Origin of the sequence: Planktothrix pseudagardhii, assembly GCF_904830925.1 — a bacterium.
Taxonomy (GTDB): domain Bacteria; phylum Cyanobacteriota; class Cyanobacteriia; order Cyanobacteriales; family Microcoleaceae; genus Planktothrix; species Planktothrix tepida.
The window spans coordinates 5,412,576-5,436,515 of the sequence record NZ_LR882967.1 but is presented as its reverse complement, the minus strand read 5'-3'; the positions used below and the strand labels follow the sequence as shown (position 1 = coordinate 5,436,515).

At 40.1% G+C, this 23,940-nt stretch carries 23 protein-coding genes and 1 pseudogene; 18 read left to right on the top strand and 6 right to left on the bottom strand.

Annotated features, from left to right (window positions below):
• Positions 1-13: 13 nt before the first annotated feature.
• The 4 genes and pseudogenes from ssuD to ssuE all read left to right on the top strand — a co-directional run bounded on the left by ssuD (position 14) and on the right by ssuE (position 3,382).
• Positions 14-1,171, top strand: a complete 1,158-nt coding sequence (gene ssuD / locus NMK36_RS23540) for an FMNH2-dependent alkanesulfonate monooxygenase (protein WP_072718218.1) — start codon at positions 14-16, stop codon at positions 1,169-1,171.
• Positions 1,172-1,174: 3 nt separating this feature from the next.
• Positions 1,175-1,954, top strand: a complete 780-nt coding sequence (ssuC, locus tag NMK36_RS23535; RefSeq protein ID WP_072718219.1) for an aliphatic sulfonate ABC transporter permease SsuC — start codon at positions 1,175-1,177, stop codon at positions 1,952-1,954.
• Between the two features lie 124 nt (positions 1,955-2,078).
• Positions 2,079-2,762, top strand: a pseudogene (locus NMK36_RS23530) (ATP-binding cassette domain-containing protein); the annotation flags it as partial.
• Between the two features lie 56 nt (positions 2,763-2,818).
• Positions 2,819-3,382, top strand: coding sequence for an NADPH-dependent FMN reductase (ssuE, locus tag NMK36_RS23525; protein WP_254174748.1), 564 nt, complete (start codon positions 2,819-2,821; stop codon positions 3,380-3,382).
• Between the two features lie 160 nt (positions 3,383-3,542).
• Here the strand turns inward: ssuE and NMK36_RS23520 are convergent, their stop codons facing one another.
• Positions 3,543-3,911 carry a phage holin family protein gene (locus NMK36_RS23520; RefSeq protein WP_254174747.1) on the bottom strand — a complete coding sequence of 123 codons (369 nt, stop codon included), beginning with the start codon at positions 3,909-3,911 and terminating at the stop codon, positions 3,543-3,545.
• 151 nt (positions 3,912-4,062) lie between these two features.
• The gene (gene ychF / locus NMK36_RS23515) at positions 4,063-5,154 is read right to left on the bottom strand and encodes a redox-regulated ATPase YchF (RefSeq protein WP_254174746.1); all 1,092 of its coding nucleotides are present in this window, start codon (positions 5,152-5,154) and stop codon (positions 4,063-4,065) included.
• Between the two features lie 225 nt (positions 5,155-5,379).
• On the opposite strand from ychF, the gene NMK36_RS23510 reads away from it, so the two are divergent.
• On the top strand, positions 5,380-6,405 hold the full coding sequence (locus tag NMK36_RS23510; protein ID WP_254174745.1) for a DNA cytosine methyltransferase: 1,026 nt from the start codon (positions 5,380-5,382) through the stop codon (positions 6,403-6,405).
• A gap of 170 nt (positions 6,406-6,575) precedes the next feature.
• Here the strand turns inward: NMK36_RS23510 and NMK36_RS23505 are convergent, their stop codons facing one another.
• From NMK36_RS23505 to NMK36_RS23495, 3 genes are read right to left on the bottom strand one after another with little or no spacing between them, the layout of a single operon-like run.
• Positions 6,576-7,313 (bottom strand): energy-coupling factor ABC transporter ATP-binding protein, encoded by a 738-nt coding sequence (locus NMK36_RS23505; RefSeq protein WP_254174744.1) that lies wholly within the window; start codon positions 7,311-7,313, stop codon positions 6,576-6,578.
• Entirely contained in the window at positions 7,300-7,956 is a 657-nt protein-coding gene (locus NMK36_RS23500) for an energy-coupling factor transporter transmembrane component T family protein (RefSeq protein WP_254174743.1), read from the bottom strand. Before NMK36_RS23500 ends, NMK36_RS23505 begins: the two co-directional genes overlap by 14 nt.
• Positions 7,957-7,963: 7 nt before the next feature.
• Positions 7,964-8,887: an energy-coupling factor ABC transporter permease gene (locus NMK36_RS23495; RefSeq protein WP_254174742.1), complete on the bottom strand. Its 924-nt coding sequence runs from the start codon at positions 8,885-8,887 to the stop codon at positions 7,964-7,966.
• 289 nt (positions 8,888-9,176) lie between these two features.
• On the opposite strand from NMK36_RS23495, the gene NMK36_RS23490 reads away from it, so the two are divergent.
• The 6 genes from NMK36_RS23490 to NMK36_RS23465 all read left to right on the top strand — a co-directional run bounded on the left by NMK36_RS23490 (position 9,177) and on the right by NMK36_RS23465 (position 16,460).
• Positions 9,177-10,643 carry an aminotransferase class I/II-fold pyridoxal phosphate-dependent enzyme gene (locus tag NMK36_RS23490; protein WP_254174741.1) on the top strand — a complete coding sequence of 489 codons (1,467 nt, stop codon included), beginning with the start codon at positions 9,177-9,179 and terminating at the stop codon, positions 10,641-10,643.
• Positions 10,644-10,710: 67 nt separating this feature from the next.
• Positions 10,711-11,310 (top strand): precorrin-6Y C5,15-methyltransferase subunit CbiT, encoded by a 600-nt coding sequence (gene cbiT, locus NMK36_RS23485; RefSeq protein ID WP_072718226.1) that lies wholly within the window; start codon positions 10,711-10,713, stop codon positions 11,308-11,310.
• Between the two features lie 139 nt (positions 11,311-11,449).
• On the top strand, positions 11,450-12,340 hold the full coding sequence (locus NMK36_RS23480; protein WP_072718227.1) for a phosphatidate cytidylyltransferase: 891 nt from the start codon (positions 11,450-11,452) through the stop codon (positions 12,338-12,340).
• Positions 12,341-12,427: 87 nt separating this feature from the next.
• Positions 12,428-13,627, top strand: a complete 1,200-nt coding sequence (locus NMK36_RS23475; protein ID WP_254174740.1) for an FAD-dependent monooxygenase — start codon at positions 12,428-12,430, stop codon at positions 13,625-13,627.
• Positions 13,624-14,574 (top strand): DNA cytosine methyltransferase, encoded by a 951-nt coding sequence (locus tag NMK36_RS23470; protein ID WP_254174739.1) that lies wholly within the window; start codon positions 13,624-13,626, stop codon positions 14,572-14,574. The genes NMK36_RS23475 and NMK36_RS23470 overlap by 4 nt, the downstream gene beginning before the upstream one ends.
• A 95-nt stretch (positions 14,575-14,669) precedes the next feature.
• The gene (locus NMK36_RS23465) at positions 14,670-16,460 is read left to right on the top strand and encodes a mechanosensitive ion channel family protein (RefSeq protein ID WP_072718230.1); all 1,791 of its coding nucleotides are present in this window, start codon (positions 14,670-14,672) and stop codon (positions 16,458-16,460) included.
• Between the two features lie 73 nt (positions 16,461-16,533).
• Here NMK36_RS23465 and alr read toward each other — a convergent pair whose 3' ends face one another.
• Positions 16,534-17,754, bottom strand: coding sequence for an alanine racemase (gene alr / locus NMK36_RS23460; protein WP_072718231.1), 1,221 nt, complete (start codon positions 17,752-17,754; stop codon positions 16,534-16,536).
• Positions 17,755-18,087: 333 nt separating this feature from the next.
• On the opposite strand from alr, the gene NMK36_RS23455 reads away from it, so the two are divergent.
• The 7 genes from NMK36_RS23455 (at position 18,088) to nuoK (ending at position 23,840) form a co-directional block, all read left to right on the top strand.
• The gene (locus NMK36_RS23455) at positions 18,088-18,585 is read left to right on the top strand and encodes an HNH endonuclease (RefSeq protein WP_072718232.1); all 498 of its coding nucleotides are present in this window, start codon (positions 18,088-18,090) and stop codon (positions 18,583-18,585) included.
• 171 nt (positions 18,586-18,756) lie between these two features.
• Entirely contained in the window at positions 18,757-19,254 is a 498-nt protein-coding gene (gene sixA / locus NMK36_RS23450; protein WP_254174738.1) for a phosphohistidine phosphatase SixA, read from the top strand.
• 119 nt (positions 19,255-19,373) lie between these two features.
• Positions 19,374-20,546 carry a citrate synthase gene (locus tag NMK36_RS23445; protein WP_254174737.1) on the top strand — a complete coding sequence of 391 codons (1,173 nt, stop codon included), beginning with the start codon at positions 19,374-19,376 and terminating at the stop codon, positions 20,544-20,546.
• A 433-nt stretch (positions 20,547-20,979) separates the two neighbouring features.
• Entirely contained in the window at positions 20,980-22,098 is a 1,119-nt protein-coding gene (gene nuoH, locus NMK36_RS23440; RefSeq protein ID WP_072718235.1) for an NADH-quinone oxidoreductase subunit NuoH, read from the top strand.
• Between the two features lie 60 nt (positions 22,099-22,158).
• Positions 22,159-22,746 carry an NAD(P)H-quinone oxidoreductase subunit I gene (gene ndhI / locus NMK36_RS23435; RefSeq protein ID WP_186440325.1) on the top strand — a complete coding sequence of 196 codons (588 nt, stop codon included), beginning with the start codon at positions 22,159-22,161 and terminating at the stop codon, positions 22,744-22,746.
• A gap of 82 nt (positions 22,747-22,828) precedes the next feature.
• Positions 22,829-23,446 carry an NADH-quinone oxidoreductase subunit J gene (locus tag NMK36_RS23430; RefSeq protein ID WP_072718237.1) on the top strand — a complete coding sequence of 206 codons (618 nt, stop codon included), beginning with the start codon at positions 22,829-22,831 and terminating at the stop codon, positions 23,444-23,446.
• Positions 23,447-23,528: 82 nt separating this feature from the next.
• On the top strand, positions 23,529-23,840 hold the full coding sequence (gene nuoK, locus NMK36_RS23425) for an NADH-quinone oxidoreductase subunit NuoK (protein ID WP_072718238.1): 312 nt from the start codon (positions 23,529-23,531) through the stop codon (positions 23,838-23,840).
• Positions 23,841-23,940 lie beyond the last annotated feature (100 nt).

Genomic DNA, 23,940 nt, shown 5'->3' with positions numbered 1-23,940 from the left:
TAGGAATAAAACAATGCAAATTCTCTGGTTTTTTCCCACTCACGGAGATGGACGTTATTTAGGAACGAGCTATGGCGGACGAGCCGTTACTCTGGACTACTTAAAACAAATTGCCCAAGCCGTTGATCACCTGGGCTACACAGGGGCACTGATTCCGACGGGACGCTCCTGTGAAGATGCTTGGATCGCTGCGGCATCCCTGATTTCCGTCACCCAACGGATGAAATTTTTAGTCGCCCTCCGTCCCGGGATGACGACCCCTAGCACCGTAGCAAGAATGGCAGCTACCTTTGATCGCCTTTCAGGAGGGAGGTTACTGGTAAATGTCGTCACCGGAGGCGATCCCGTTGAAATGGCGGGGGAAGGGTTGCATTTGTCCCATGATGATCGTTATGCGTTAACCGATGAATTTCTCCAAGTTTGGCGAGGAGTAATGGCCGGGGAAACGGTGGATTTTCAGGGGAAATATTTGGATATTCAAGGGGCAAAATTGCTATTTCCTCCCGTACAAACCCCCTATCCGCCTTTATGGTTTGGAGGTTCATCTCCCGCAGCGATGCAGGTAGCAGCCAAACACATTGATGTGTATTTGACCTGGGGAGAACCCCCGGAACAGGTGGCGGAAAAAATTTCCCAGATGCGCCAATTGGCGGAAGCTCAAGGTCGCACAATTCGGTTTGGGATTCGTCTCCATGTGATTGTCCGCAACACCTTAACTCAAGCTTGGGATGCCGCAAATGAATTAATTGAATATGTGGATGATGAGGCGATCGCAATCGCCCAAAAAGCTTTATCCCGAACAGATTCCGAGGGACAACGACGGATGACTCAACTGCATGGAGGCTCAAAAACTGCCCTAGAAATTAGCCCCAACCTGTGGGCGGGTGTGGGGTTAGTGCGGGGTGGGGCGGGAACGGCTTTAGTGGGGGATGCGGATACCGTTGTTAAACGGATGTTGGAATATCAACAATTAGGAATTGAAACGTTTATCTTCTCCGGTTATCCCCATTTAGAAGAAGCGTATCGCGTTGCTGAATTGTTATTTCCCCATCTTCCTTTAGAGTATCAACCTCCCTCTTTAGAGACGAATATGATGAGTCCTTTTGGAGAAATTATTGCTAATGATCGCCATCCCAAATCTCAACGGATTCCCACTCCTACTGCGTCCTAAATTATGGCTAAAAAAGGATTAGATACCGTTTTAAATCATCCGATTGTTCCTTGGATTGTACCCGTCGGATTTTTGCTCATTTGGCAATTTTTATCTCAGGTGGGGTGGTTATCCAATCGGGTTTTACCCGCCCCAACGGATGTCCTACAAGCTGCGATTAAATTAGGGTTAAGTGGTGAATTATTCAAACATATTCTGATTAGTACCCAACGAGCGATCGCAGGCTTCATTGTTGGGGGAATAATTGGGGTGGCTTTGGGCTTACTCAATGGCATTTCCCAACCAGCTAACAGAATTCTGGATACCTCTGTGCAGATGGTCAGAAATATTCCTCACTTAGCTTTAATTCCCTTGGTCATTCTTTGGTTTGGAATTGGGGAAGAAGCCAAACTTTTTCTAGTCTCTTTTGGGGTATTTTTTCCCCTTTATATTAATACTTGGCATGGAATTAAAACCGTTGATGCAGGATTAATTGAAATGGGAAAAGTTTATGGTTTAAATCCTTGGGATTTATTTTGGCAAGTGATTCTGCCAGGGGCTTTACCGTCTATTTTAGTGGGAGTGCGCTATGGATTAGGAATTATGTGGTTAACCTTAATTGTTGCCGAAACCATTGCGGCAAATTCAGGAATTGGTTATATGGCGATGAATGCTCGTGAGTTTATGCGAACGGATGTTGTGGTTTTAAGTATTCTCATGTACGCCTTACTGGGAAAATTAGCCGATGCGATCGCCTGTGGATTAGAAGCGAAATTATTGCAATGGCATCCAAGTTATCAATAGAAATAGAAGGAAAATATACAGTATGAACGCAAAAATTAGAGGCTCAGATGTGAAACTTTTAGGATTGAGTAAATCCTTTGGTCAAACCTCTATTTTATCCCATTTGAGCTTAGACATTAAGCCCGGAGAATTTGTGGCGATTGTCGGGCGTAGTGGTTGTGGAAAAAGTACCTTATTACGATTAATTGCTGGGTTAGATCATCCGACGGCTGGGGGGGTTTTAGTGGATGGAGAACCCCTGCATCAACTCAATCCCACTGCACGGGTGATGTTTCAAGATTCCCGTCTATTATTGTGGCGGCGGGTATTAGAAAATGTCGGTTTAGGATTGCGGGGAGACTGGAAACCGAAAGCCTTGGAAATGCTGGAACAGGTGGGTTTAGGGGAACGCGCTCAGGACTGGATTGCCGTTTTGTCGGGGGGACAACGACAACGGGTCGCTTTAGCCAGGGCATTGGTGAGTCAACCCCGTTTACTCCTCCTCGATGAACCCTTGGGGGCGTTGGATGCTTTAACTCGAATTGAAATGCAATCTTTGATTGAACAATTGTGGTTAGAAAAGCAGTTTACGACGTTATTAATTACTCATGATGTTGAAGAAGCTGTAGTGTTAGCAGATCGAGTTTTGTTATTAGAAGCAGGGCAAATCACGATGGATTTAGATATTCCCATTTCTCGTCCTCGTCATCGCGGTGATCCGACCGTTGCCAGATTAGTTGAACGAATTTTAGCACGGGTTTTAAAGAGTCACTCTTCTGTTCAAAACCCATTTCAATTAGCAGGATTAGGTTCACCAAGATATCAATAAGAAATCTTTAAATTGAATCTATTCATGTTTTAAATTCTAACATAGGAGTTTTTCTAATGGCAAAAATTGTAGCGATCGCAGGCAGTCCTTCCCATCCTTCTCGGACTTATGGAATTGTCGAATATGCCCTGAATTTACTAGCTCAAAATGGGTTTGAAACCGATTTAATTTCCGTTCGAGATTTACCTTCAGAAGATTTAATCTTTGGACGCTATGATAGTCCGACTTTAGAACCTGCAAAAGCCTTAATTCAAGCTGCATCAGGATTAATTGTTGCTACACCTGTTTATAAAGCGGCTTATACTGGGGTATTAAAATCTTTTTTAGATTTATTACCGCCTAAATTTCTATCAGGTAAAGTGATTTTACCCATCGCTACTGGGGGAACAATAGCCCATTTATTAAGTATTGATTATGCTCTTAAACCTGTTTTATCGGAATTAGGCGCGGAATATTTATTAAATGGGGTTTATGCAGTCGATCAACAAATTCAACGTCAAGAAAATGGGGGGTTTTTATTAGATGAAGAGATTGAACAACGCTTACAAAAATCGGTTCAAGATTTAGGACAAACCGTTGAGCAGATATCTAACCTTACCGAAAAATTAATTCCGGCATAAATTTTATGTTTTGGGGCTGAAACTTATTCAGCCCTAATTCAACTTTTTTAGGACAACATTATTAGCATTAATCAACCTTGAAATCCTAGTCTATTAGACACAGATTAAAGGTGCATTCCTAGGGTGATATTCTGGGTTCTCTGGTAAGATTCAATGAAAATTATCTAATACCGACTTGTGCTAAGACCTGAAACAGAATAGAATTAATAAAACTCAAAGCTAAAGCCCCAATTACAGCACTCCAAATTCCCCACCGTAAGCTAAATCCTTCCACCAGTTTAGCCGCTAAAGCAAACATCACAACGTTGAGAATAAATGTAACGAAAGATCCGGCAAAAATCAACGTTGCTGGGAGGAAAATTAAAGCTAAAAGAGGACGGACTAAAGCATTAACCAGTCCAAAAACCGCCGAAGAAATTAAGGCTTTTTTGAAATTATCAATTTCAACGCCAGTAAATTGACTGAGTTGAGCAATTAGATATAAACTGACGGCTGTTACTAACCAAAGCAATAATAAACTTACGATCATTTCAGGAACTCCCATAAGGTATAAAGTTTGATTTTACACGCTCAACTCTAAAGGAGCACACTTTGAAAATAAAACGATAAAATCTTTAGTTTTTCTTAATAAAATGGCAGACGACCTTCCCCCCATCTCTGACAGAGAGAAGGTTCAAACATTAAACATTAAATCGGAATAACATCACATCTCCTTCTTGGACAATATATTCTTTCCCTTCACTGCGAACTAATCCTTTTTCCTTCGCCGCCGTCATCGAACCTGTGGCTACTAAATCTTTATAAGCGACGGTTTCCGCCCGAATAAATCCCCGTTCAAAATCAGAGTGAATGACTCCGGCGGCTTGGGGTGCGGACATTCCGGCTTTAATTGTCCAGGCGCGCGTTTCTTTTGGGCCAGTTGTTAAATAAGTGCGTAATCCTAATAATTCATAAGTAGCTCTAATTAAGGATTTTAACCCCCCTTCTTCTACGCCTAAAGACGCTAAAAAGTCCGCTCGTTCTTCTTCGGATAAATCCACTAATTCCGCTTCTACTTGGGCTGAAATAATCACCACTTGAGCATTATCTAATTTTGCGACTTCTCGGACTTTTTCAACTTGTTCATTACCTGTAGCTAAATCATCTTCTGACACATTTGTTGCATAAATTACAGGTTTTTGTGTGACTAACCCTAACCCTTTAACCGCTTCTATTTCTTCTTCGGTTAATGTTGCTTGACGGGCGGGTTTTCCTTCATTTAATAAGACTGCAATTTTTTCTAACGCAGTTACTTCGAGTTGGGCTTCTTTGCTGGTTCTTGCTTGTTTTCGCGCACGGTCAATGCGACGTTCAACTTGAGATAAATCTGATAAGGCTAATTCTAAATTAATAATATCAATATCTCGCAAAGGGTCAACAGAACCCGCAACGTGAATAATATCATCATTTTCAAAGCAGCGAACCACATGAACAATGGCATCTACTTCTCGAATATGGGATAAAAATTGATTTCCTAACCCTTCTCCTTGACTCGCCCCTTTTACTAATCCTGCAATATCAACAAATTCAATTCGAGTGGGGATAATTTGTTCAGAATTAGAAATTTTTGCTAAAACGTTCAACCGTTCATCGGGAACTGCGACAACGCCGACATTCGGTTCAATAGTACAAAAGGGAAAGTTAGCCGCCGTCGCCTTCGCATTAGCAACTAAAGCGTTAAATAATGTCGATTTACCAACGTTGGGAAGTCCAACAATTCCGGCTCTTAGCATGGGTTCGATGGTTAAGTTAAACGTTCAATAGACTATCAATTTATAATTATAAACTGTTTGGGGACAAATTTAACAAATTTATATTTATGTACAATTGCTGCTGTATTAAGATCAATAGAAATACTATGATTTCCCGTAGGGGCGAGGTTCTCTCGCCCTAACGATAAATTAGGAATCCAAACAGTTGTACAATTGATTGATACTGACTCTATATAATTTTATAACATGAATAATTCTCTTAAAATAGCAGATTTATTTTCAGGAATTGGGGGATTTAGACTAGCTTTTGAAAAAGCGGGTTATCACTGTGTATATTCTTGCGAAAAAGATCCCGCCTGTCAATCGGTTTATTTCAACAACTTTGGAGAACAGCCCGAAAAGGATATTACTAAAATTGATTATAATAAGATTCCTCAGTTTGATGTCTTAACGGCAGGTTTTCCCTGTCAACCCTTTAGCATTTGTGGAAAACGCCAAGGCTTTCAAGATACCAGAGGAACCCTATTTTTTCATATTTGCGAAATTATAGAAACCCATCATCCCAGGGTTGTTGCCTTGGAAAATGTCAAGCATTTGTTACATCATGATCACGGAGAAACTATTAAGACTATTTTATATTCCTTAGAAGATTTAGGCTATTTTGTAGATTATCAATTATTGAATGCTAAAGACTTTGGACTTCCTCAAAATCGAGAACGATTGATTATTATTGCTTGCACAGATAAAAACTTTTCTTTTTCAAAACTGCAAAGGGTTTATCCTGTTCCTAAATTAAGATATTTTTTAGATAAAACGGGAAACTTCGACTATTTAAACCCAGAAGAATATACACTGATTGAAGGTTATAAACAGCAGTCATCTGGTTTAATTTTTGTAGGATATCGAAATAAAAATATCTGGAAAAAAGGAATTAGACCGAATACTGAACATTTATCAAGGGTACATCACCAACCGAATCGAATTTACTCTATTGATGGAGTCCATCCGACTCTTCCATCCCAGGAAACATCGGGACGTTTTTTTATTTATATTCCTGAAGAAAATCGAGTTCGTAAGTTAACTATCCAAGAATGTTATAGAATTATGGGGTTTCCTGATACCTTTAAATTGCATCCTAATTTAGGAGAATGTTATAAACAAATTGGAAATTCTGTTTGTATTCCTCTATTTCAAGAACTTGCAATACAGATTAGAGAGCAAATTTTTTGTGCTTTTGATTATCAGTATTTATCTGGAATTAGATCACTGTAATTTGTAATTATTAAATAGATTATAATTAAGTGTCAAGAGGGTTGGGAGACCCAACCCCTACACGGATTACTATAGCAATGAGCAGGTTAGTATTTACAACTTCTCTGTGTCTTTGTGTCTTTGTGGTTAAATTAGGCTTTCCTCAAGAAATCTGATTCCAGATATCTTTGTTACCAATTAGGAGGTAAACCGTATAATTCTAACATTTCTTCATCTTGTAATAATTCCTGGGTTGGACGCTCTACGACAATTTTTCCCTCAGCTAAAATTAAGGATCTATGGGTAGTTTTTTTAATCCAATTGAGATCATGGGAAGCAATTAATATTACTTTCAAGGGTAAATCAGCTAATATTTTAGCTAATTTTTTACGCCAAGCGGGATCTAAACCATTTGTGGGTTCATCTAAGATTAAAATACTGGGTTCTAATACTAAAATTGACGCTAATGCAGCTAGACGTTTTTGTCCCCCTGATAACTCATGGGAGGAGCGATTTTCATAATAGATTAACCCGAATTTAGATAAAATAAATCGTGCTTTTTCTTTCGCTTCTATCACAGACATTCCAGAGTTACGCAAACCAAACATCACATCTTCTAAAATAGTGGGCATAAATAATTGATCATCAGGATTTTGGAAAGCAAATCCTACCTGAAGACGAATTTCAGAAAGATTTTTCGATTCTAAACTAATACCATTAATGAAAATCTGACCGGATTGTGGTAATTTTAAACCGATTAAGTTTTCTAATAAAGTGCTTTTACCCCCACCTGTAGCGCCCATTAAAGCCACTCTTTCACCCGAATTTATGGCAAAGGAAATATCTTGCAAGATCGGCTCTTGTCGGGTATATCCAAACACTAAATTTTGGACAATTAGGGTTTTTTCAGAACCATTAATTTTTGACATAGGAAAAAAATGTTAATAAACCAGCGATAGTGATCACAATAATTAGGGCAAAATTATCTCTGGGCGATAATTGAGATTCTACGGGTAATTTACCTTGATAACCCCGCAAAATCATGGCATTATAAACTCGTTCAGCGCGATCTAAACTTCGCAAATAAAGAGAACCAATCATGGCGGCACTTGTATAACGTAACCAACCGGAATAACCGGATAAACCTCGCAATTTTGCCGATTGTTGCATTTGGCGAATTTCTGAGATTAATATTTCTAAATATTGCCCAGTTAATAAGATAATTTCTTGAAAGGTTGCTGGTAGTGGTAAACCTTTTAATGCGATTCCTAAACTATGGGGTGGTAGTGTGATCAGAAAACTATTCATTATTAGTAAACAAAGTAGGGAACGAGTTACCATAAAACTGGCTTTTTCGTATCCCATAGGTAAGGCTAATAATGAAAGTAAGATTAATTCTGCCCCTAATAGTTTTGAGATGATTTTTAGGGGCGGTTTTAAAGTAATTACCCACAAAAATGCGATCGCGCTATAGCAGCCTAACGCCCACCATACAGATGTTTTGAGTAAGGCAATTCCGATTACAAGGATAAGAGAAATCTGTAGTTTAAACGGGATAGAAAATTGAATCATTGTTGAATTATAACTGATTGGGTTTACCAATTTGGAGAATCCCAAAAGCAACACCAAAACAAATTATGCTTCCGATAATCCCGGAAATGCTAGTGCCAATTTCCCCTAATCCTTTGATAGTATAATCAGCAAAAGGTGTGGGAATACTAAGTCGCACATTTTCGGCTAATTCACCAAAACCGTGAATTTCTGCAACCTTTTCTAAACCATCTGGCCAAGCTGATGCAAATAAGGATAATACTCCGGCAATTAATAATGTACCAATTACTGGAATCAACCATTTATTTAATTGGGGTTGATCACCGGGTAATAAATCGGGTCTGACTGTAATTAAATAAGTTAAAATTCCTGCTGTAATTAATCCTTCACCAATCCCAATTAAACTATGAACTCCTATCATGGCTGGTAAAATTATCGCCGATGTAGCTGTCCCTGATAAAATCAAATTTATCGAACAAGCGATCGCGGCAGCAATAACACTAATTCCCCCAGCAATACCCGCAGCTAAAGGTAAACGCAAACGAGAACCTCCTAATAATTGTTGGAGAATTTGTGTTAAGATCCAACCGATCCAAACTCCTACAATTGCCATATTAAAAATATTGGCTCCTAATGCGGTAATTCCGCCATCAGCAAATAAAAAAGCTTGAATCAATAAAACTGTCGCAATGGATACAGAAGCCGCCCAAGGATTCCCTAAAATTACCGCAGCTAAAGTTCCTCCTAAAAGGTGTCCACTGGTGCCACCTGCTACGGGAAAATTAATCATTTGGGCGGCAAAAATAAACGCGGTTGTTAATCCCATAACTGGCGCGTATCGTAACCCTACATTCTCGCGGGTACGCCCCAGACAAACTGCTAAAAATCCAGCGCTGGTAAGACTGGTAACAGTTGCTACTGCGGGGGAAATAAATCCATCGGGAATGTGCATAAATTAAGCCCTAATCCTGGAATTACTGCATCAATAAATTTGTCAACATTAATAGTAAAGACCTTTTTTTGATAATTGGCAATCCCCTAGAGGGGTATTGTCAGGAATAAATAGCAAAAAATATCATCTAACTCTTGTCGCTGCTGAGTTTTCCAGGAATAAAAATAAAATTTATGTTAAATTAGATAATTTTATTTAGTCAATGTATTATAATATAGTAATATTTAGAGTTAAATTTTAGCTTGTTAATATTTGCGATTAAGCTCAACAACAACGGAGTTTTTTGTTAATGTTAGATCAATCTCAAACTCCCTTATTAACCGCCTTAAAAACTTGTGCTAACCAACCCGATACCCCCTTTTATACCCCAGGACATAAACGAGGACAAGGAACTTCACCGCTATTAATAGAACTGTTAGGAAACCAACTGTTTAAAGCGGATTTACCCGAATTACCCGAACTCGATAATTTATTTAATCCAGAAGGTGTCATAGCAGATGCTCAAGCTTTAGCGGCTGAAGCATTTGGGGCTGAACAAACTTGGTTTTTAGTCAACGGTTCAACGGCGGGAATAATTGCAGCAATTTTAGCCATTTGTGGAACCGGAGATAAAATTTTAGTTCCTCGAAATGTACATCAATCTGTAATTTCGGGGTTAATTTTATCCGGTGCGATCGCAATTTTTATACAACCTGACTATAATATAACATGGGATTTAGCTTATAGCATTACCCCAGAACTTGTGGCTCAAACTCTACAACACCATCCCGATGCAAAAGCAGTCTTAATGGTGTATCCAACCTATCAAGGAATTTGTGGAAATATTATCGAAATTGCTAAAATTACCCATCAATATCATATCCCCTTAATTGTTGATGAAGCTCACGGCCCCCATTTTAATTTTCATCCTGATTTACCCCTATCAGCCTTAAAAGCTGGAGCCGATTTAACTATACAATCAACCCATAAAGTTTTAGGTTCCCTCACCCAATCTTCCCTGCTTCATGTTCAGGGAAATCTGATTAACCGAGAGCGATTATCCCAAACCTTACCATTTGTTCAATCTACCAGTCCCAATTATATTTTATTAGCGTCATTAGATGCGGCTCGTCAACAAATGGCAACCCAAGGCTATAATTTAATGAATCAAACTCTATCTTTAGCGAAAATAGCCCGAACTGAAATTAATAATATCCCCGGTTTATCTAGTTTTGGAACCCCCAACTTTCAACCCGCATCAGGATGTATTAACTTAGATTTAACTCGTTTAACCGTCAAGGTTTCAGACTTAGGAATTAGTGGTTATGAAGCTGATGAAATTCTCCGTCAACAATTCCACGTTACCGCAGAACTTCCCAGTCTGCATCATCTGACATTTATTATTAGTTTAGGAAACACAAAAACCGATATTGAACAACTGATTAACGCACTTAAAACCCTTTCTATTCAACACCCTCCCATCACCACCCCCGGTCAAAATTTCTTCCCTACACCCCATAACTTGCCCTCCATACCCCCTTGCTCTTGTCGAGAGGCTTTTTTTGCCCCAACAGAACAGCGTCCCCTAGCAGACTGTATTGGGCGCATCAGTGCAGAAATGATCTGTCCTTACCCACCGGGTATCCCAGTATTAATGCCTGGTGAAATTGTGACCTCTGATGCACTAAAATTTTTGCAACAAGTGATAGCTTTGGGTGGGAAAATAACAGGATGTAGCGATCCGAACCTGCAACAGCTTAAAATTGTTAAAGGTTAAATCAATAATAGACATCGATTCAGTTATCCCTAAGCTGATCATTACAACTTTAAACCAAGCCCCAAAAATGTCCAAACTTTGGCCCTATGTCACCCCTGGTATTCCTGATGATTTATTTGAACGGTTACCGGGTATTCCGTTGAGTAAGCGAGAAGTTCGGTTATTATTAGTGTCTCTCATGCGACTACAACCCGACTCAATTGTCTGGGATATTGGGGCAGGTACTGGGACAATTCCGGTGGAAACGGGGTTATTATGTCCTCATGGTCGAATTATTGCCATTGAACGGGATGAAGATGTGGCGAATTTAATTCGGCTGAATTGTGAACGGTTTGAAGTTAAAAATGTTGATGTTATTGAAGGGAACGCCCCAGATTGTTTACAGGATATTTCCTATCTTCCCCATCGGGTTTGTTTGGAAGGAGGGCGACCCATTAAAGCGATTTTAAATGAAGTTTGGAAATATCTACAACCTCACGGACGAATTGTGGCGACTGCATCAAATTTAGAAACTCTTTATGCTATTTCTGAAGGGTTTGCTGAATTACAAGTCCGTAATGTGGAAGTAGTTCAATCTGCCATGAATCGCTTAGAAAAAAGGGGAAATCATCAAACCTTTGAGGCTGTTAATCCCCTGTTTATTTTAAGTGGGGAAAAAATAGATTGAATTCAAAATCTAAACCCCTATCGAGACGTATCATGGTACCTCTTTAGAATATCCTAACTCCTATACAGACGCACTATGGATCGTCTTTACTCACTTTTGACTCCTGACTCCTGACTCCTGACTCCTGACTTCTAACACTATGCCTTCTTTGTCTCGCATTATAAGTGGAATTATAGCAATTATTTTAGCTTTGGGAATGCTCATTTTTGGAGGATGGTATTTTACCCTTGGTTTTAGTGTGATTGTCTATTTAGGTCAATTAGAATATTTTCAATTAGTCCGGGCTAAAGGAATAGAACCTGCGGGGAAAACAACTTTAGTGGTAAGTCAAGCCTTATTGTTAACGGCGGCATTTTCTCCAACTTTAGTCGATGCGATGTTCGCCTTAGCCGGAACGCTCATTTGTTTTTATCTCTTATTTCAACCGAAATTATCAACAATTGCTGATATTAGTTCCTCAATTTTAGGTTTATTTTATGGAGGATATTTACCCAGCTATTGGGTACGGTTAAGAGTTGGACTTGAACCCCATACATTATTAGAAAAAGCCTTTGCGAGTCCCATTACATTTAATGAACATTGGTTAGAGAATTTATCATTTCCTAATTTATCCCAAGGATTAACTGCAACTTTATTAGCTTTTAGCTGTATTTGGGCGGCGGATATTGGAGCTTATATTTTTGGTAAGTGTTTTGGACGGACTCGCCTATCGGATATTAGTCCGAAAAAAACCGTTGAAGGAGCAATTTTTGGGGTTTTAGGAAGTATTGTTGTAGCCATATTAGGATCTTGGTTGTTACAATGGCCAGGGTTTCCCTGGGCAGGTTTAATCCTGGGATTATTAATCGGAATTGCCAGTTTATTAGGGGATTTAACCGAATCTTTAATGAAACGAGATGCAGGCGTAAAAGATTCGGGTCAACTCATTCCCGGTCATGGCGGAATTTTAGACCGGGCTGATAGTTATGTCTTTACCGCCCCTTTAGTCTATTACTTTATCACCTTATTTTTACCTTTATTATTAGCCTAAACATCTTCTGAAGACAAATTGACCAGTAACAGTAACGAGAATAAACTCACGAATAACTCAACACAAACAACATCAATTATTAATAATATGGCTTCAGAATTCAAGGTGATTATTATCGGAGGTGGGATGGGGGGTTTAACTCTAGCCCATGCTTGTCTACATCAGGGGATTTCCGTTGAACTCTATGATAAACGTGACCTCAAAGCCATGCTTTCAGGGCCAGGAGGAATTTTTATTCAACACAATGCTTTAAGAGTCTATAAACTCCTAAACTCAGGACAGCTTTCTCAGCGTTTTTACCAACAGGGAGGCAAAATCCTCAAAGGTGGATTTTTTAGTCAAACTGGAGACCACCTTTATATCAACTCCCCTGAATTTATCCGCGAAGACGACTTAGGGGTATGTCTGCTGCGACCGGAACTTCAGCAAATTCTGTATGAAACCTTACCCCCCGAAATCGTACACCCAGGAGTCGCCTTTGAAAACTTTGAAGACATCGGAAACCAGGTGCGGGTTAGTTTTTCCGATGGTAGCACCGTTGAGGGGGATATCCTTGTGGGTGCTGATGGTCTTTACTCCAAGGTGCGGGCTAGACTTCAAGATCAGGAACGCTTAGAAGAGCCTGTTTATAGTGGTACTTGTTGCTGGAGAGGATACTTCAACACCTCTAGTTTATCCCTAGATTCCCGCTACAGTTGGGCAGAATTCTGGGGTCAGGGTCATCGGTTCGGCTATTTTGATGTCGGTGGGGGTCGGTTCGCCTTCTATGCCTTTAACAACACCTCAGCCGGGGGAAATGACGATGCAGTCGGGGGTTCCTTAAAGGCGTTACGTTCCATTTTTCAAGACTATGCTGAACCCATACCTGCCATTATTGACGCATTAGACCCGGAGAAGATTTACCGAGATGATATTGTAGACCGAGCCCCCTTGGGAAGCCAATGGGGTCAAGGACGAGTTACTTTAATTGGAGATGCGGCACACCCCGTTTTACCGACGTTAGGTCAAGGGGGTTGCATGGCGGTGGAAGATGGGTTTGAATTGGCGAAACAACTGTCTGTTCATACCGGAAGTGCAGATAATGTTTCTGAACTGTTACGAGAATTTGAAGCCCATCGCAGTCAACGAGTCACTCGCGTTTTCAACACCTCCCGACAAATTGCTACATTAGCACAAGCGGACACGGCTATTGGATGTTGGTTGCGAAATTGGATTTACAAACTGACTCCAACTCGGTTGGCGGACTTGCAGTTTAAATGGTTGTTTGATTACCAACCTAAACCATGAGTCTAAAATTAACTCAATTCAGAGTCATTGATTTATTCTGTGGATGTGGGGGATTATCCCTGGGATTACAAAACGCTGGCTTTAATATTGTTGCCGGATTTGATAACTGGAAATTGGCTCTTGATATCTATCAAAAAAATTTTAAACATCCCAGTTTTTTAATGGATTTAGGCAACTTACAGGGCGATTTCTCAAGTTTTAAAATGTTTAATCCCGATATTATTGTTGGGGGCCCTCCCTGTCAAGACTTTTCCAGCGCCGGAAAACGAGATGAAAGTTTAGGGCGAGGAGATTTAACCTTAGTTTTTGCTGAAATTGTAGCTACCATTCAGCCTCAGTTTTTTATCATGGAAAATGTGGCTCGATTTATTAAAACTCAGAAATATAAACAAGCAAAAACTCTTTTAAAATCGGCTGATTATGGGTTAAGTGAAATCATCTTAGATGCAAGTTTATGCGGAGTTCCTCAAATTAGGAAACGCTTTTTTTGGATAGGAGAATTTCAAGGAAAAGATGACCAATTCAAACAAAGTTTAGAAGCCAATTTATCTTCAAAATCCTTAACAATCCGAGACTATTTTAACCAAATTAGTAAACCCTTAGACATTGACCATTATTATCGACACCCCAGAAGTTATCAACGACGTGGAATTTTTAGCATTGATGAACCTAGTCCTACTATTAGAAGTGTGAATAGACCTATTCCTAAAACCTATCAACCTCACCCCGGAGACTCCGCTTTAATTTCCCCGGAAGTTCGTCCCTTAACTACCCTCGAAAGAAGTTATATACAAACTTTTCCAGAGACTTTTATTTTCACCGGAAGTAAAACCCACCTCGAACAAATCATCGCCAATGCTGTCCCTGTAAAATTAGCCGAATATGTCGGTCGCTGCTTAATTCACGATTGTGTTTCTACTGAAGGTATAAAATGTGTCAATTATTAACGCAGAAAAACGATTTGATCTTGATAGGTCAATGATATATAATAACTTACACATTTTAACTAACCACGAGTAAAAATTCCCACTCCAGTGTATCTATGTTAAAAACACTAAGACTTCAGAAGCGTCACTTTTCTCAACTGATTGTAGCACTTGGAATTTCTCTGTTCGCTTTAATATCGACTTGGGGCATTCCAGTAACCTTCGCTCAAGATGCTTTACCGAGTGCCATTAACCCTGTAACCTCTGTCATTCAGGTCGGAAATCTAATTTCAGCACCTGTTATTGTTGACGGTTACGAGTTATTTCGAGTGGCTATGAAAATTCCCATAGAGGCGGATAAAAAACAAAACAATCCCTCTATTATCCAAAGAGCCAAGCTCATTGAAAATGAAATTCATGGAATTTTAGATAATCGATTGTATGGAGGCAATTTTGCTAAAGGCTTTAATCCTGATACTCTCACCATAACTGTTAAAACAGATAATCAAGGGAATAGCCAGATTTTAGTATCTGATCAGGATCAACTTCAAGAAAGAGTCATTTTCACGGTGACTCCTCAAGATGCAGAATATAATGGTTATTCTGTTCAAGTTTGGTCTGATAAACTAGCAACAATCATTAAAAAAGCTTTAATGCGAGGTTATGAACACCGCCAGCCCGCTTATTTATATCAAGCGAGTTTATGGTCATTGGGTTTAATTTTAGTTTCATCCTTATTGAGTTTTGCGGTTTATTTGCTCCAGAAAAACTTATCCAAAAAGACACAAAATCTAAATGATAAAAAGCAGGAATTAACTTTAGAACAAAATCAGATCACGAATAATCTGACTGATTCTGATGATTCAGCATCAATTTCTGAAATCACTACTAAGCTACAACAGTGGCACACAAGATACAATACCAATCAATTTAAGAAATTGGTTTTAAAACTCATTCAACTTTTAATTTGGGCATTTACTATTTGGAAAATTGCTAGATTATTCCCTCAAACTCGATTTTTTGCCCATTGGATGAGTCGAGATCCTTTGTCTATTTTAATTATTGTAATTCTTGTGGGGATAGCGATCCGAATCAGTACCCTTTTGATTGACTATCTCTTAAAGTCCTTCCAAGATGAACATAGAAACTTTAATCTGAGTTCCACTGCCTCTCAGCGTCAAGAACTCCGTTTTTCTACTTATAGTGTTGTTTTAAAAGGCGTTAGTAAAGCCATCTGGATTTCCATAGGTTTTATTGTTGCTTTAGACTCCCTTGAAATCCCAGTTGCTCCTGTCGTTGCTGGTTTAGGAATTATAGGTTTAGCCTTATCCTTTGGGTCTCAAAATTTGATTCGAGATGTCTTAAATGGAATTTTCACTCTCTTGGAAGATCAGTATGCCGTCGGAGATTATATTACGGTTGGTGAAACATCCGGCTATGTAGAATATATGAACTTACGCATTACTCAAATTCGCGGGAAAGAAGGACGTTTAACCACTCTTCCTAACGGAAGTATTAGTATTGTTCACAATCAAACTAAAGACTGGTCAAGAATTGATTTTAAAACAACAATTACATACCAAACCGACATTGATTTTGCCTTGGATATCATGAAAAAAGTGATTGAAGAAATGGCAAACGAACCCGACTGGCAAAATTCAATTCTGACTCCGGTTCTTTTGACAGGGGTAAGTGATTTAGCAGATGCAGGTGTTGAACTGGAAATGCGAATTAAAACCCGTCCGGGAACGCAATGGACAATTGCTCGTGAATTTCGTCGTCGCTTAAAATTGGCTTTTGAGCAACAAGGAATTGAATTTGGACGGCATGAACAAGCTGTATTCTTACCCGAAGTTGCTCAGTGGTTAAATCAACAATCTGTTAATAACGGGTACACTGATGAATAAACCGGGTTTCTGAATCAAAAATTCTGATTTGATTCTATCCCTAACATCAGAAACTCGGTTTATTAGGTGATTATTATTTTATATTAACTCGAGGAAGCCGATGTTTAAAACCACAGAGAATTTCCCAAGAAATGGTTCCTAATATATTAGCCCAATCGTCAGCCGAAATCGAATAATCTCCATCTTGACCTAATAATGTGACCACTTCTCCCACTTGTAAATCAGGAATATCACTGACATCTAACATGATTTGATCCATTGTAATTGTTCCAATTTGAGTCACCCATTGACCCCGAATTAATACTTTGATCTTATTAGATAGATTTCGAGGAATTCCATCGGCATAACCGATTCCAACAACAGCAATACGAGTTTGTTTTTTCGCAATAAATTGATAGCCATAACTGACTCCTGTGCCAGCTTCAATGGTTTTAACTTGTGTTACCCGTGCTTTAATTTGCATCGCGGGTTTTAAAGTAACAGCCGATTCTAAATGGGGAGCCGGATAAAGACCATAAAGACTTAATCCAATGCGTACCATATCATAATGTAAATTAGCATCTGCTAAGGTCGCGGCGGAATTAGCAATATGTAATACCGGAAATTTCAAATGAGTATCAGATTGCCAATGGTCTCGAATTTCATTAACAACATTTTCAAAACGATAATGTTGTTGTCGCATTATGGTTGGGTCAGGGCTATCTGCTGTGGCAAAATGGGAATAAATTCCGGCTAATTCTAAATTCGGTAATCGTTGGACTAATTGAAAAAATTCTAACCCTTGTTGCCAAGGAGTTCCTAACCGCGACATTCCCGTATCAATCTTAATTTGAACCCCTAAAGATTGATTTAATGAACTCAAGGTTTCTGAGAATAATAAAGCCTGTTGGGGGGTGCATAATGTGGGTTGTAGTTGCCAATGGGCGATGGCCTGTACTTCTCCAGCAGTATGTATCGCCCCCAACACTAAAATCGGTTTCTTAATTCCGGCTTCTCGTAATTCTATCCCCTCTGGAAGGGTCGCCACGGCTAACCATTCCGCGCCTGCCTGACAAACCGTTTTCGCCACTGAAACTGCCCCATGTCCATAGGCATCCGCTTTCACAACGGCCATTAAATGGGTTTGGGGAGATAATAACCGTTTAATTTGGCGAACATTTTCCCCCAGTGCCTCTAAATCTACTTCAACCCACGCCCGTTGACGAATTCCAACCTCTATCTCGGAATTGTGCAACGATGAATCGAGGGATTGATTCGTTGTGTTTGCAATCGAAATCGATTTTCCGCTCACCATATTTTAATTCACTCCTCAACCCAGAATTAGAATTGACAATTCCTAATCAATAGAATTGTCCTATCAGTTATTTACAGCTTTCTACTCTATTGTCAACCTTCCGCAATCTGTTGTTATAGCAGGGAACAGGCAACCGGGAATAGGGAACAGCAAGAAAAAGACAGATACAAGTCTAGGTTTGAACATCAATCTTGCTCATTCACCGGGCTGGAGACTTCTCAGTCATCAAACAAGTAACAGTTTATGAATTGACTTCGCCGTATTTTGCCGTTTAACCCCTGAAGACGTTAAGCTGTGTTAATATCGGTCAAATCTTATTGCAGAATCCAGACAATGGGTAATGTGTTAGTTTTGAATGCCTCCTATGAGCCACTCAATATCACGACTTGGCGACGGGCGGTTATTTTGTTGCTCAAAGAAAAAGCCGAACAGGTTGAGCATAATGGAAAATTTATTTTTCCCGATTTTCCATTTCCAACCGTGATCAGACTTCGCCATTATGTTCGGGTTCCTTATAAAGATATTCCACTAACCCGAAGAAATATATTGCACCGGGATAGTCATTCCTGTCAATACTGTGGATATACCGGAGATGATTTAACCCTAGATCATGTGATTCCGCGTTCTCGTGGTGGAGGAGATTCTTGGGAAAATCTGGTGTCTGCTTGTGTTCAGTGTAATGTCAGGAAGGGCAGTCGCACACCAAAAGAGGCTGGGATGACCTTGCGGATACCCCCGCGAAAACCCTACAGCAGCCTTTATTTTGAAGTGACGAAGCACGTCAAAAGTGGCATGAACAAAGAGTGGCAAAAATATATAATTGGTCTTTAAGCCCCTGTCTATATCAAGTACAGGGGTTTTTTGTTAGTCGGGTTGCGGGTGTTGCTTGGTTCTTGATTTTTTAAGAATTACGAATTAAGAATTAAGAATTAAAAATTGTAATTCGTAATTTGTAATTTGTAATTCGTAATTAAATGTTCATTCTCAATTGAAAAAAATTTTATGACGGATTTATATTTAATTCGGCACGGAATTGCAGCAGAACACGGAACCTATCAAAATGATGACGAACGCCCATTAACCCAAGAAGGCGATCGCAAAACTCGAAAAGTTGCCAGTCGCCTTAAAGAGTTAGAATTAGAATTTGATATAATCTTGACCAGTCCTCTGATTCGCGCTCGCCAAACCGCAGAAATTCTCAAAGCCACAGGATTATCACAGCAGTTAGAAGAATGTGCTGCTTTAGCTCCCGGTGGTAATCTTCACGATTGGGTAAGTTGGTACAACAATTGGAAAACAACATCCGCTAAGGCATTCGCTTTAGTCGGACATCAACCGGATTTAGGTCATTGGGCAGAATTATTGCTCTGGGGGAATTTTCAAGAATCCTTAATAGTCAAAAAAGCAGGAGTCATCGGGATTACACTCCCCTCAACAGGTTCTCCCATCGGTCAGAGTCAACTTTTCTGGCTGACTTCCCCTAAATTTTTGCTGAGTTAAGCCGTTCACCCCTTCTCCAAAGCCACTAGAAAGTTAATAAAATCCTGTCAAAACGAGAACACTATCAAGCACTCTGATAATGTACCTTGAGAAAGATCCACATACATACATAAACTTTTATGACTGCTGTTAGTGAATTCAAACCTGGTCTTGAAGGCGTTCCAGCCACCTTATCCAGCATTAGCTACGTTGATGGACAAAAAGGCATTCTGGAGTACCGAGGAATTAGTATTCAACAACTGGCGAACTATAGTACCTTTCTGGAAACATCTTATTTGTTGATTTGGGGAAAACTTCCCACTAAAGACGAATTAACTGAGTTTGAGCATGAAATTCGCTATCATCGACGGATTAAATATCGGATTCGGGACATGATGAAATGTTTCCCGGAAACGGGTCATCCTATGGATGCCTTACAAACCTCAGCCGCGGCGTTAGGATTATTCTATTCTCGTCGGGCTTTGGATAATCCTCAATATATTCGAGAAGCGGTGGTGCGGTTACTTGCAAAAATTCCCACGATGGTGGCTGCATTTCAATTAATGCGGAAAGGAAATGATCCGGTACAACCCCGTGATGATTTGGATTATTCCGCTAATTTTCTCTATATGTTGAGTGAACGGGAACCTGATCCCTTAGCAGCATGGGTTTTTGATGTGTGTCTGACTCTTCATGCAGAACATACCATTAACGCTTCTACCTTTTCCGCCATGGTGACCGCTTCTACGTTAACCGATCCCTATGCGGTGATTGCTTCAGCCGTTGGTACTTTGGCAGGGCCATTACATGGAGGGGCCAATGAAGAGGTTTTAGTGATGTTAGAAGAAATTGGTGCTGTAGAAAATGTCGCTCCCTATATAGACAGTCTGATTGCTCAAAAATCTAAGATTATGGGATTCGGACATCGGGTTTATAAAGTTAAAGACCCCCGCGCTACGATTTTACAACAACTAGCCGAAAAACTGTTTGAGAAGTTCGGTCATGACCAATATTATGAAATTGCGCTGGAACTAGAACGAGTCGTTGCTGATCGTTTAGGCGGAAAAGGAATTTATCCTAACGTTGATTTCTATTCGGGTCTGGTTTATCGCAAGTTAGGCATTCCGGCCGATTTATTCACCCCAATTTTTGCGATCGCTCGTGTTTCGGGTTGGTTAGCCCACTGGAAAGAACAACTCACCAAAAACCGCATCTTCCGCCCCACTCAAATTTATACGGGTTCTCACAATGAAACCTACGTTCCTATCGATGAACGTAACTGTGCCATTAACCTAGAAGAATCAATGTTGTAACAGTTGACGGTTGACGGCTTTGCACTGAGCTTGGTCGAAGTGTTGACAACTCGCCGTTAACCGCAAACTTTCGTTTTTTTAATTTCACCCATCAGTAAGTTTCGAGAGTCAGCGCAAGTTTTGAGGACGGTCAAACGCTATACTAATTTACGGTAAAGTCTTAAAAAATCTTTACGAGAATGTGGGCTTTGTGAAGTCGTAGAGACAGCCTAGGGCAAGTCTCGCCTCAACCCAGAGCGGTTTAAAGTCACTGAACTTTGTCTCTAACTGTTGCTATCGCAACAAAATTTAGGGAATTCAAAGTTAAAACTTCATCTAAGCTGGGGGATCAACAAAGTCTTCAAAACAGGACGGACAATCTCCTATTTTCACTTAATGGAATTTTGCCGTTTTTAAATTAATCAAGCATCCATTGTTGCGTATCACAGATTCCATGAACCCAGGAATTGACTTACAAGAAAGTTTTGTAGAAGCCCTAATAGGTCTGGGCTTACCGTCAGAGATTGCTAAATTGTTTTGGCTTCCTCTGCCGATGGGACTAATGCTTGTAGCTGCAACCGTTGGTGTTTTAGCAACGGTCTGGTTAGAACGGAAAATTTCTGCCGCAGCCCAACAACGCATTGGCCCGGAATATATAGGCCCGATGGGAACCTTAGCCCCTTTAGCAGATGGCTTGAAATTGCTCTTTAAAGAAGATACGGTTCCGACAAATTCTGACCCTTGGTTATTTACCTTGGGGCCGATTATTGTAGCAATTCCCGTGTTTTTGTCCTATTTAATTGTCCCTTTTGGACAAAACATGGTGATTACAGATTTAGGAACTGCTATTTTTCTGTGGATTGCCCTTTCGAGTATTCAACCCATTGGGTTGTTAATGTCGGGTTATGCCTCCAATAATAAATACTCTTTATTAGGAGGGTTACGAGCCGCAGCCCAATCCATTAGTTATGAAATTCCTCTGGCTTTAGCAGTTCTGGCTGTGGTGATGATGTCCAATAGTATGAGTACCCTGGATATCGTCAATCAACAGTCGGGCTATGGAATTTTAGGTTGGAATATTTGGCGTCAACCCGTTGGATTCTTGATCTTCTGGATTGCAGCTTTAGCTGAATGTGAGCGTTTACCTTTCGATTTACCTGAAGCTGAAGAAGAACTGGTGGCGGGTTACCAGACTGAATATTCAGGGATGAAGTTTGCTCTGTATTATTTAGCCTCATACATCAATTTGGTACTCTCATCCCTGATGGTGGCGGTTTTATACCTGGGGGGTTGGGATTTTCCGATTCCAGTGGATTGGGTGGCTCATACGTTAGGGTTGAGTGAAACCACACCCTGGTTACAAGTGATATTGGCGATGCTGGGCATCACCATGACGGTTTTAAAAGCTTATCTTTTGGTCTTTACGGCAATTTTACTGCGCTGGACAGTGCCTCGCGTTCGGATTGACCAACTGTTAAATCTAGGCTGGAAATTCTTATTACCGGTTGGTTTAGTCAATTTGCTGTTAACCGCAGCCCTGAAATTGGCGTTCCCCGTTGCTTTTGGTGGATAAAGCCATTGATCTCCATAAACCACGATTACTTGCCTTCATCTGTTCGAGGAAGACATCATGCTGAAGTTTCTTAACCAAGTCACTGAGTACGCCAAAGAAACCTTTCAAGCTGCCAAATATATTGGTCAGGGGCTTTCTGTTACATTTGATCATATGCGTCGTCGTCCGATTACGGTTCAGTACCCCTACGAAAAATTAATTCCTTCTGAACGGTTTCGGGGACGGATTCACTTTGAATTTGACAAATGTATTGCTTGCGAAGTTTGTGTTCGTGTCTGTCCGATCAATTTACCTGTGGTGGATTGGAACTATAACAAGGAAAGCAAGAAAAAGCAGCTTAAACACTACAGTATTGATTTTGGCGTCTGTATTTTCTGTGGGAACTGTGTAGAATACTGTCCCACAAACTGCCTCTCCATGACGGAGGAGTATGAATTAGGAGTTTATGACCGTCATGAGTTGAATTATGATAGCGTCGCTTTGGGACGTTTACCTTATAAAGTCACGAATGATCCCATGGTCACGCCGTTACGCGAGTTCGCTTATTTACCGGCTGGGGAATTTGACCCCCATGATCTGCCGGAAACGGCTCGTCGTGCTGGCTTGCGTCCAGAGTCCATTATTGAACAACTGGAAAAAAAAGAATAAGGGTTGACCGTTGACGGGAAACCGTTGACGGTTAATTACTGCTGAATTGCTCTAAATACTTTAATTAAGGGATGATGAAATTGTGAATCTAGCAGAAGGGGTTCAATTTGTTGCATTTGGCTTATTAGCCGTGATGATCATTGGAACAGCTTTAGGTGTGGTACTGCTGACCAATATCGTCTATTCTGCGTTTTTATTGGGTGGTGTATTTATTAGCATTGCCGGATTATATCTTCTCCTGAATGCTGATTTTGTCGCCGCTGCACAAGTTTTAATTTATGTCGGTTCGGTGAATGTTCTCATCCTATTTGGGATTATGTTAGTCAACAAGAGGGAAACTTTTAAAGAACTTCCTCTAAGTTGGCTTCGCAAAGGCTCAACAGCCGTTGTTTGTGTGGGATTATTTGCCCTTTTAGGCGCAATGGTCTTGTCTACATCTTGGTCAATTACCCCAGTGGTTGCACCCGTTGAAAGTTCAATTGCTTTAATTGGACAACACTTTTTTACCGATTTCCTATTACCCTTTGAATTGGCTTCGGTGTTTCTGTTAATGGCGATGGTCGGAGCAATTATTCTGGCCCGTCGAGATTATATTCCTGATGTTTCATCTACCCAAAAAACTGAGACTCCGGTTTTAACTTTACAAGAACGTCCCCGTGAGTTCGTATCTATAGGAAGCGATCGCCCTCAAGATCGTTAGGGATTTTAAGGGTAAAAAGGGGGAAAGGGACTGCTATTTTTAATGTGTTCAATTCAAGTCAATAGGAGAAAATCGTAATCTTATGCAATTACAACTGGAGTATTTTTTGTTGTTAGCGGCGGCTTTATTTTGCATTGGAATTTATGGATTAATTACCAGCCGAAATGCAGTGCGAGTGTTAATGTCCATTGAAATCTTACTAAATGCAGTCAACTTGAATTTAATGGCATTTTCTAACTTTTTAGATTCTGCTAATATTAAAGGTCAAGTCTTTACTGTATTTGTGATTACTGTAGCTGCGGCTGAAGCCGCCGTCGGTTTAGCAATTGTTCTCACCATTTATCGCAACCGAGACACGGTTGATATGGAAGAATTTAATTTGTTAAAATGGTAAGTCAGTTATCAGTTATCAGTTATCAGTTATCAGTTATCAGTTATCAGTTATCAGTTATCAGTGGTTATATATACTTGGAGCCTACGGCTTCACTCGGTGC

What these genes read in the sequence shown, in the direction of transcription:
- ssuD (WP_072718218.1), top strand. Translation starts at nt 14, where the DNA reads ATGCAAATTCTCTGGTTTTTTCCCACTCACGGAGATGGACGTTATTTA.
- ssuC (WP_072718219.1), top strand. Translation starts at nt 1,175, where the DNA reads ATGGCTAAAAAAGGATTAGATACCGTTTTAAATCATCCGATTGTTCCT.
- ssuE (WP_254174748.1), top strand. Translation starts at nt 2,819, where the DNA reads ATGGCAAAAATTGTAGCGATCGCAGGCAGTCCTTCCCATCCTTCTCGG.
- NMK36_RS23520 (WP_254174747.1), bottom strand. Translation starts at nt 3,911, where the DNA reads ATGATCGTAAGTTTATTATTGCTTTGGTTAGTAACAGCCGTCAGTTTA.
- ychF (WP_254174746.1), bottom strand. Translation starts at nt 5,154, where the DNA reads ATGCTAAGAGCCGGAATTGTTGGACTTCCCAACGTTGGTAAATCGACA.
- NMK36_RS23510 (WP_254174745.1), top strand. Translation starts at nt 5,380, where the DNA reads ATGAATAATTCTCTTAAAATAGCAGATTTATTTTCAGGAATTGGGGGA.
- NMK36_RS23505 (WP_254174744.1), bottom strand. Translation starts at nt 7,313, where the DNA reads ATGTCAAAAATTAATGGTTCTGAAAAAACCCTAATTGTCCAAAATTTA.
- NMK36_RS23500 (WP_254174743.1), bottom strand. Translation starts at nt 7,956, where the DNA reads ATGATTCAATTTTCTATCCCGTTTAAACTACAGATTTCTCTTATCCTT.
- NMK36_RS23495 (WP_254174742.1), bottom strand. Translation starts at nt 8,887, where the DNA reads ATGCACATTCCCGATGGATTTATTTCCCCCGCAGTAGCAACTGTTACC.
- NMK36_RS23490 (WP_254174741.1), top strand. Translation starts at nt 9,177, where the DNA reads ATGTTAGATCAATCTCAAACTCCCTTATTAACCGCCTTAAAAACTTGT.
- cbiT (WP_072718226.1), top strand. Translation starts at nt 10,711, where the DNA reads ATGTCCAAACTTTGGCCCTATGTCACCCCTGGTATTCCTGATGATTTA.
- NMK36_RS23480 (WP_072718227.1), top strand. Translation starts at nt 11,450, where the DNA reads ATGCCTTCTTTGTCTCGCATTATAAGTGGAATTATAGCAATTATTTTA.
- NMK36_RS23475 (WP_254174740.1), top strand. Translation starts at nt 12,428, where the DNA reads ATGGCTTCAGAATTCAAGGTGATTATTATCGGAGGTGGGATGGGGGGT.
- NMK36_RS23470 (WP_254174739.1), top strand. Translation starts at nt 13,624, where the DNA reads ATGAGTCTAAAATTAACTCAATTCAGAGTCATTGATTTATTCTGTGGA.
- NMK36_RS23465 (WP_072718230.1), top strand. Translation starts at nt 14,670, where the DNA reads ATGTTAAAAACACTAAGACTTCAGAAGCGTCACTTTTCTCAACTGATT.
- alr (WP_072718231.1), bottom strand. Translation starts at nt 17,754, where the DNA reads ATGGTGAGCGGAAAATCGATTTCGATTGCAAACACAACGAATCAATCC.
- NMK36_RS23455 (WP_072718232.1), top strand. Translation starts at nt 18,088, where the DNA reads ATGGGTAATGTGTTAGTTTTGAATGCCTCCTATGAGCCACTCAATATC.
- sixA (WP_254174738.1), top strand. Translation starts at nt 18,757, where the DNA reads ATGACGGATTTATATTTAATTCGGCACGGAATTGCAGCAGAACACGGA.
- NMK36_RS23445 (WP_254174737.1), top strand. Translation starts at nt 19,374, where the DNA reads ATGACTGCTGTTAGTGAATTCAAACCTGGTCTTGAAGGCGTTCCAGCC.
- nuoH (WP_072718235.1), top strand. Translation starts at nt 20,980, where the DNA reads ATGAACCCAGGAATTGACTTACAAGAAAGTTTTGTAGAAGCCCTAATA.
- nuoK (WP_072718238.1), top strand. Translation starts at nt 23,529, where the DNA reads ATGCAATTACAACTGGAGTATTTTTTGTTGTTAGCGGCGGCTTTATTT.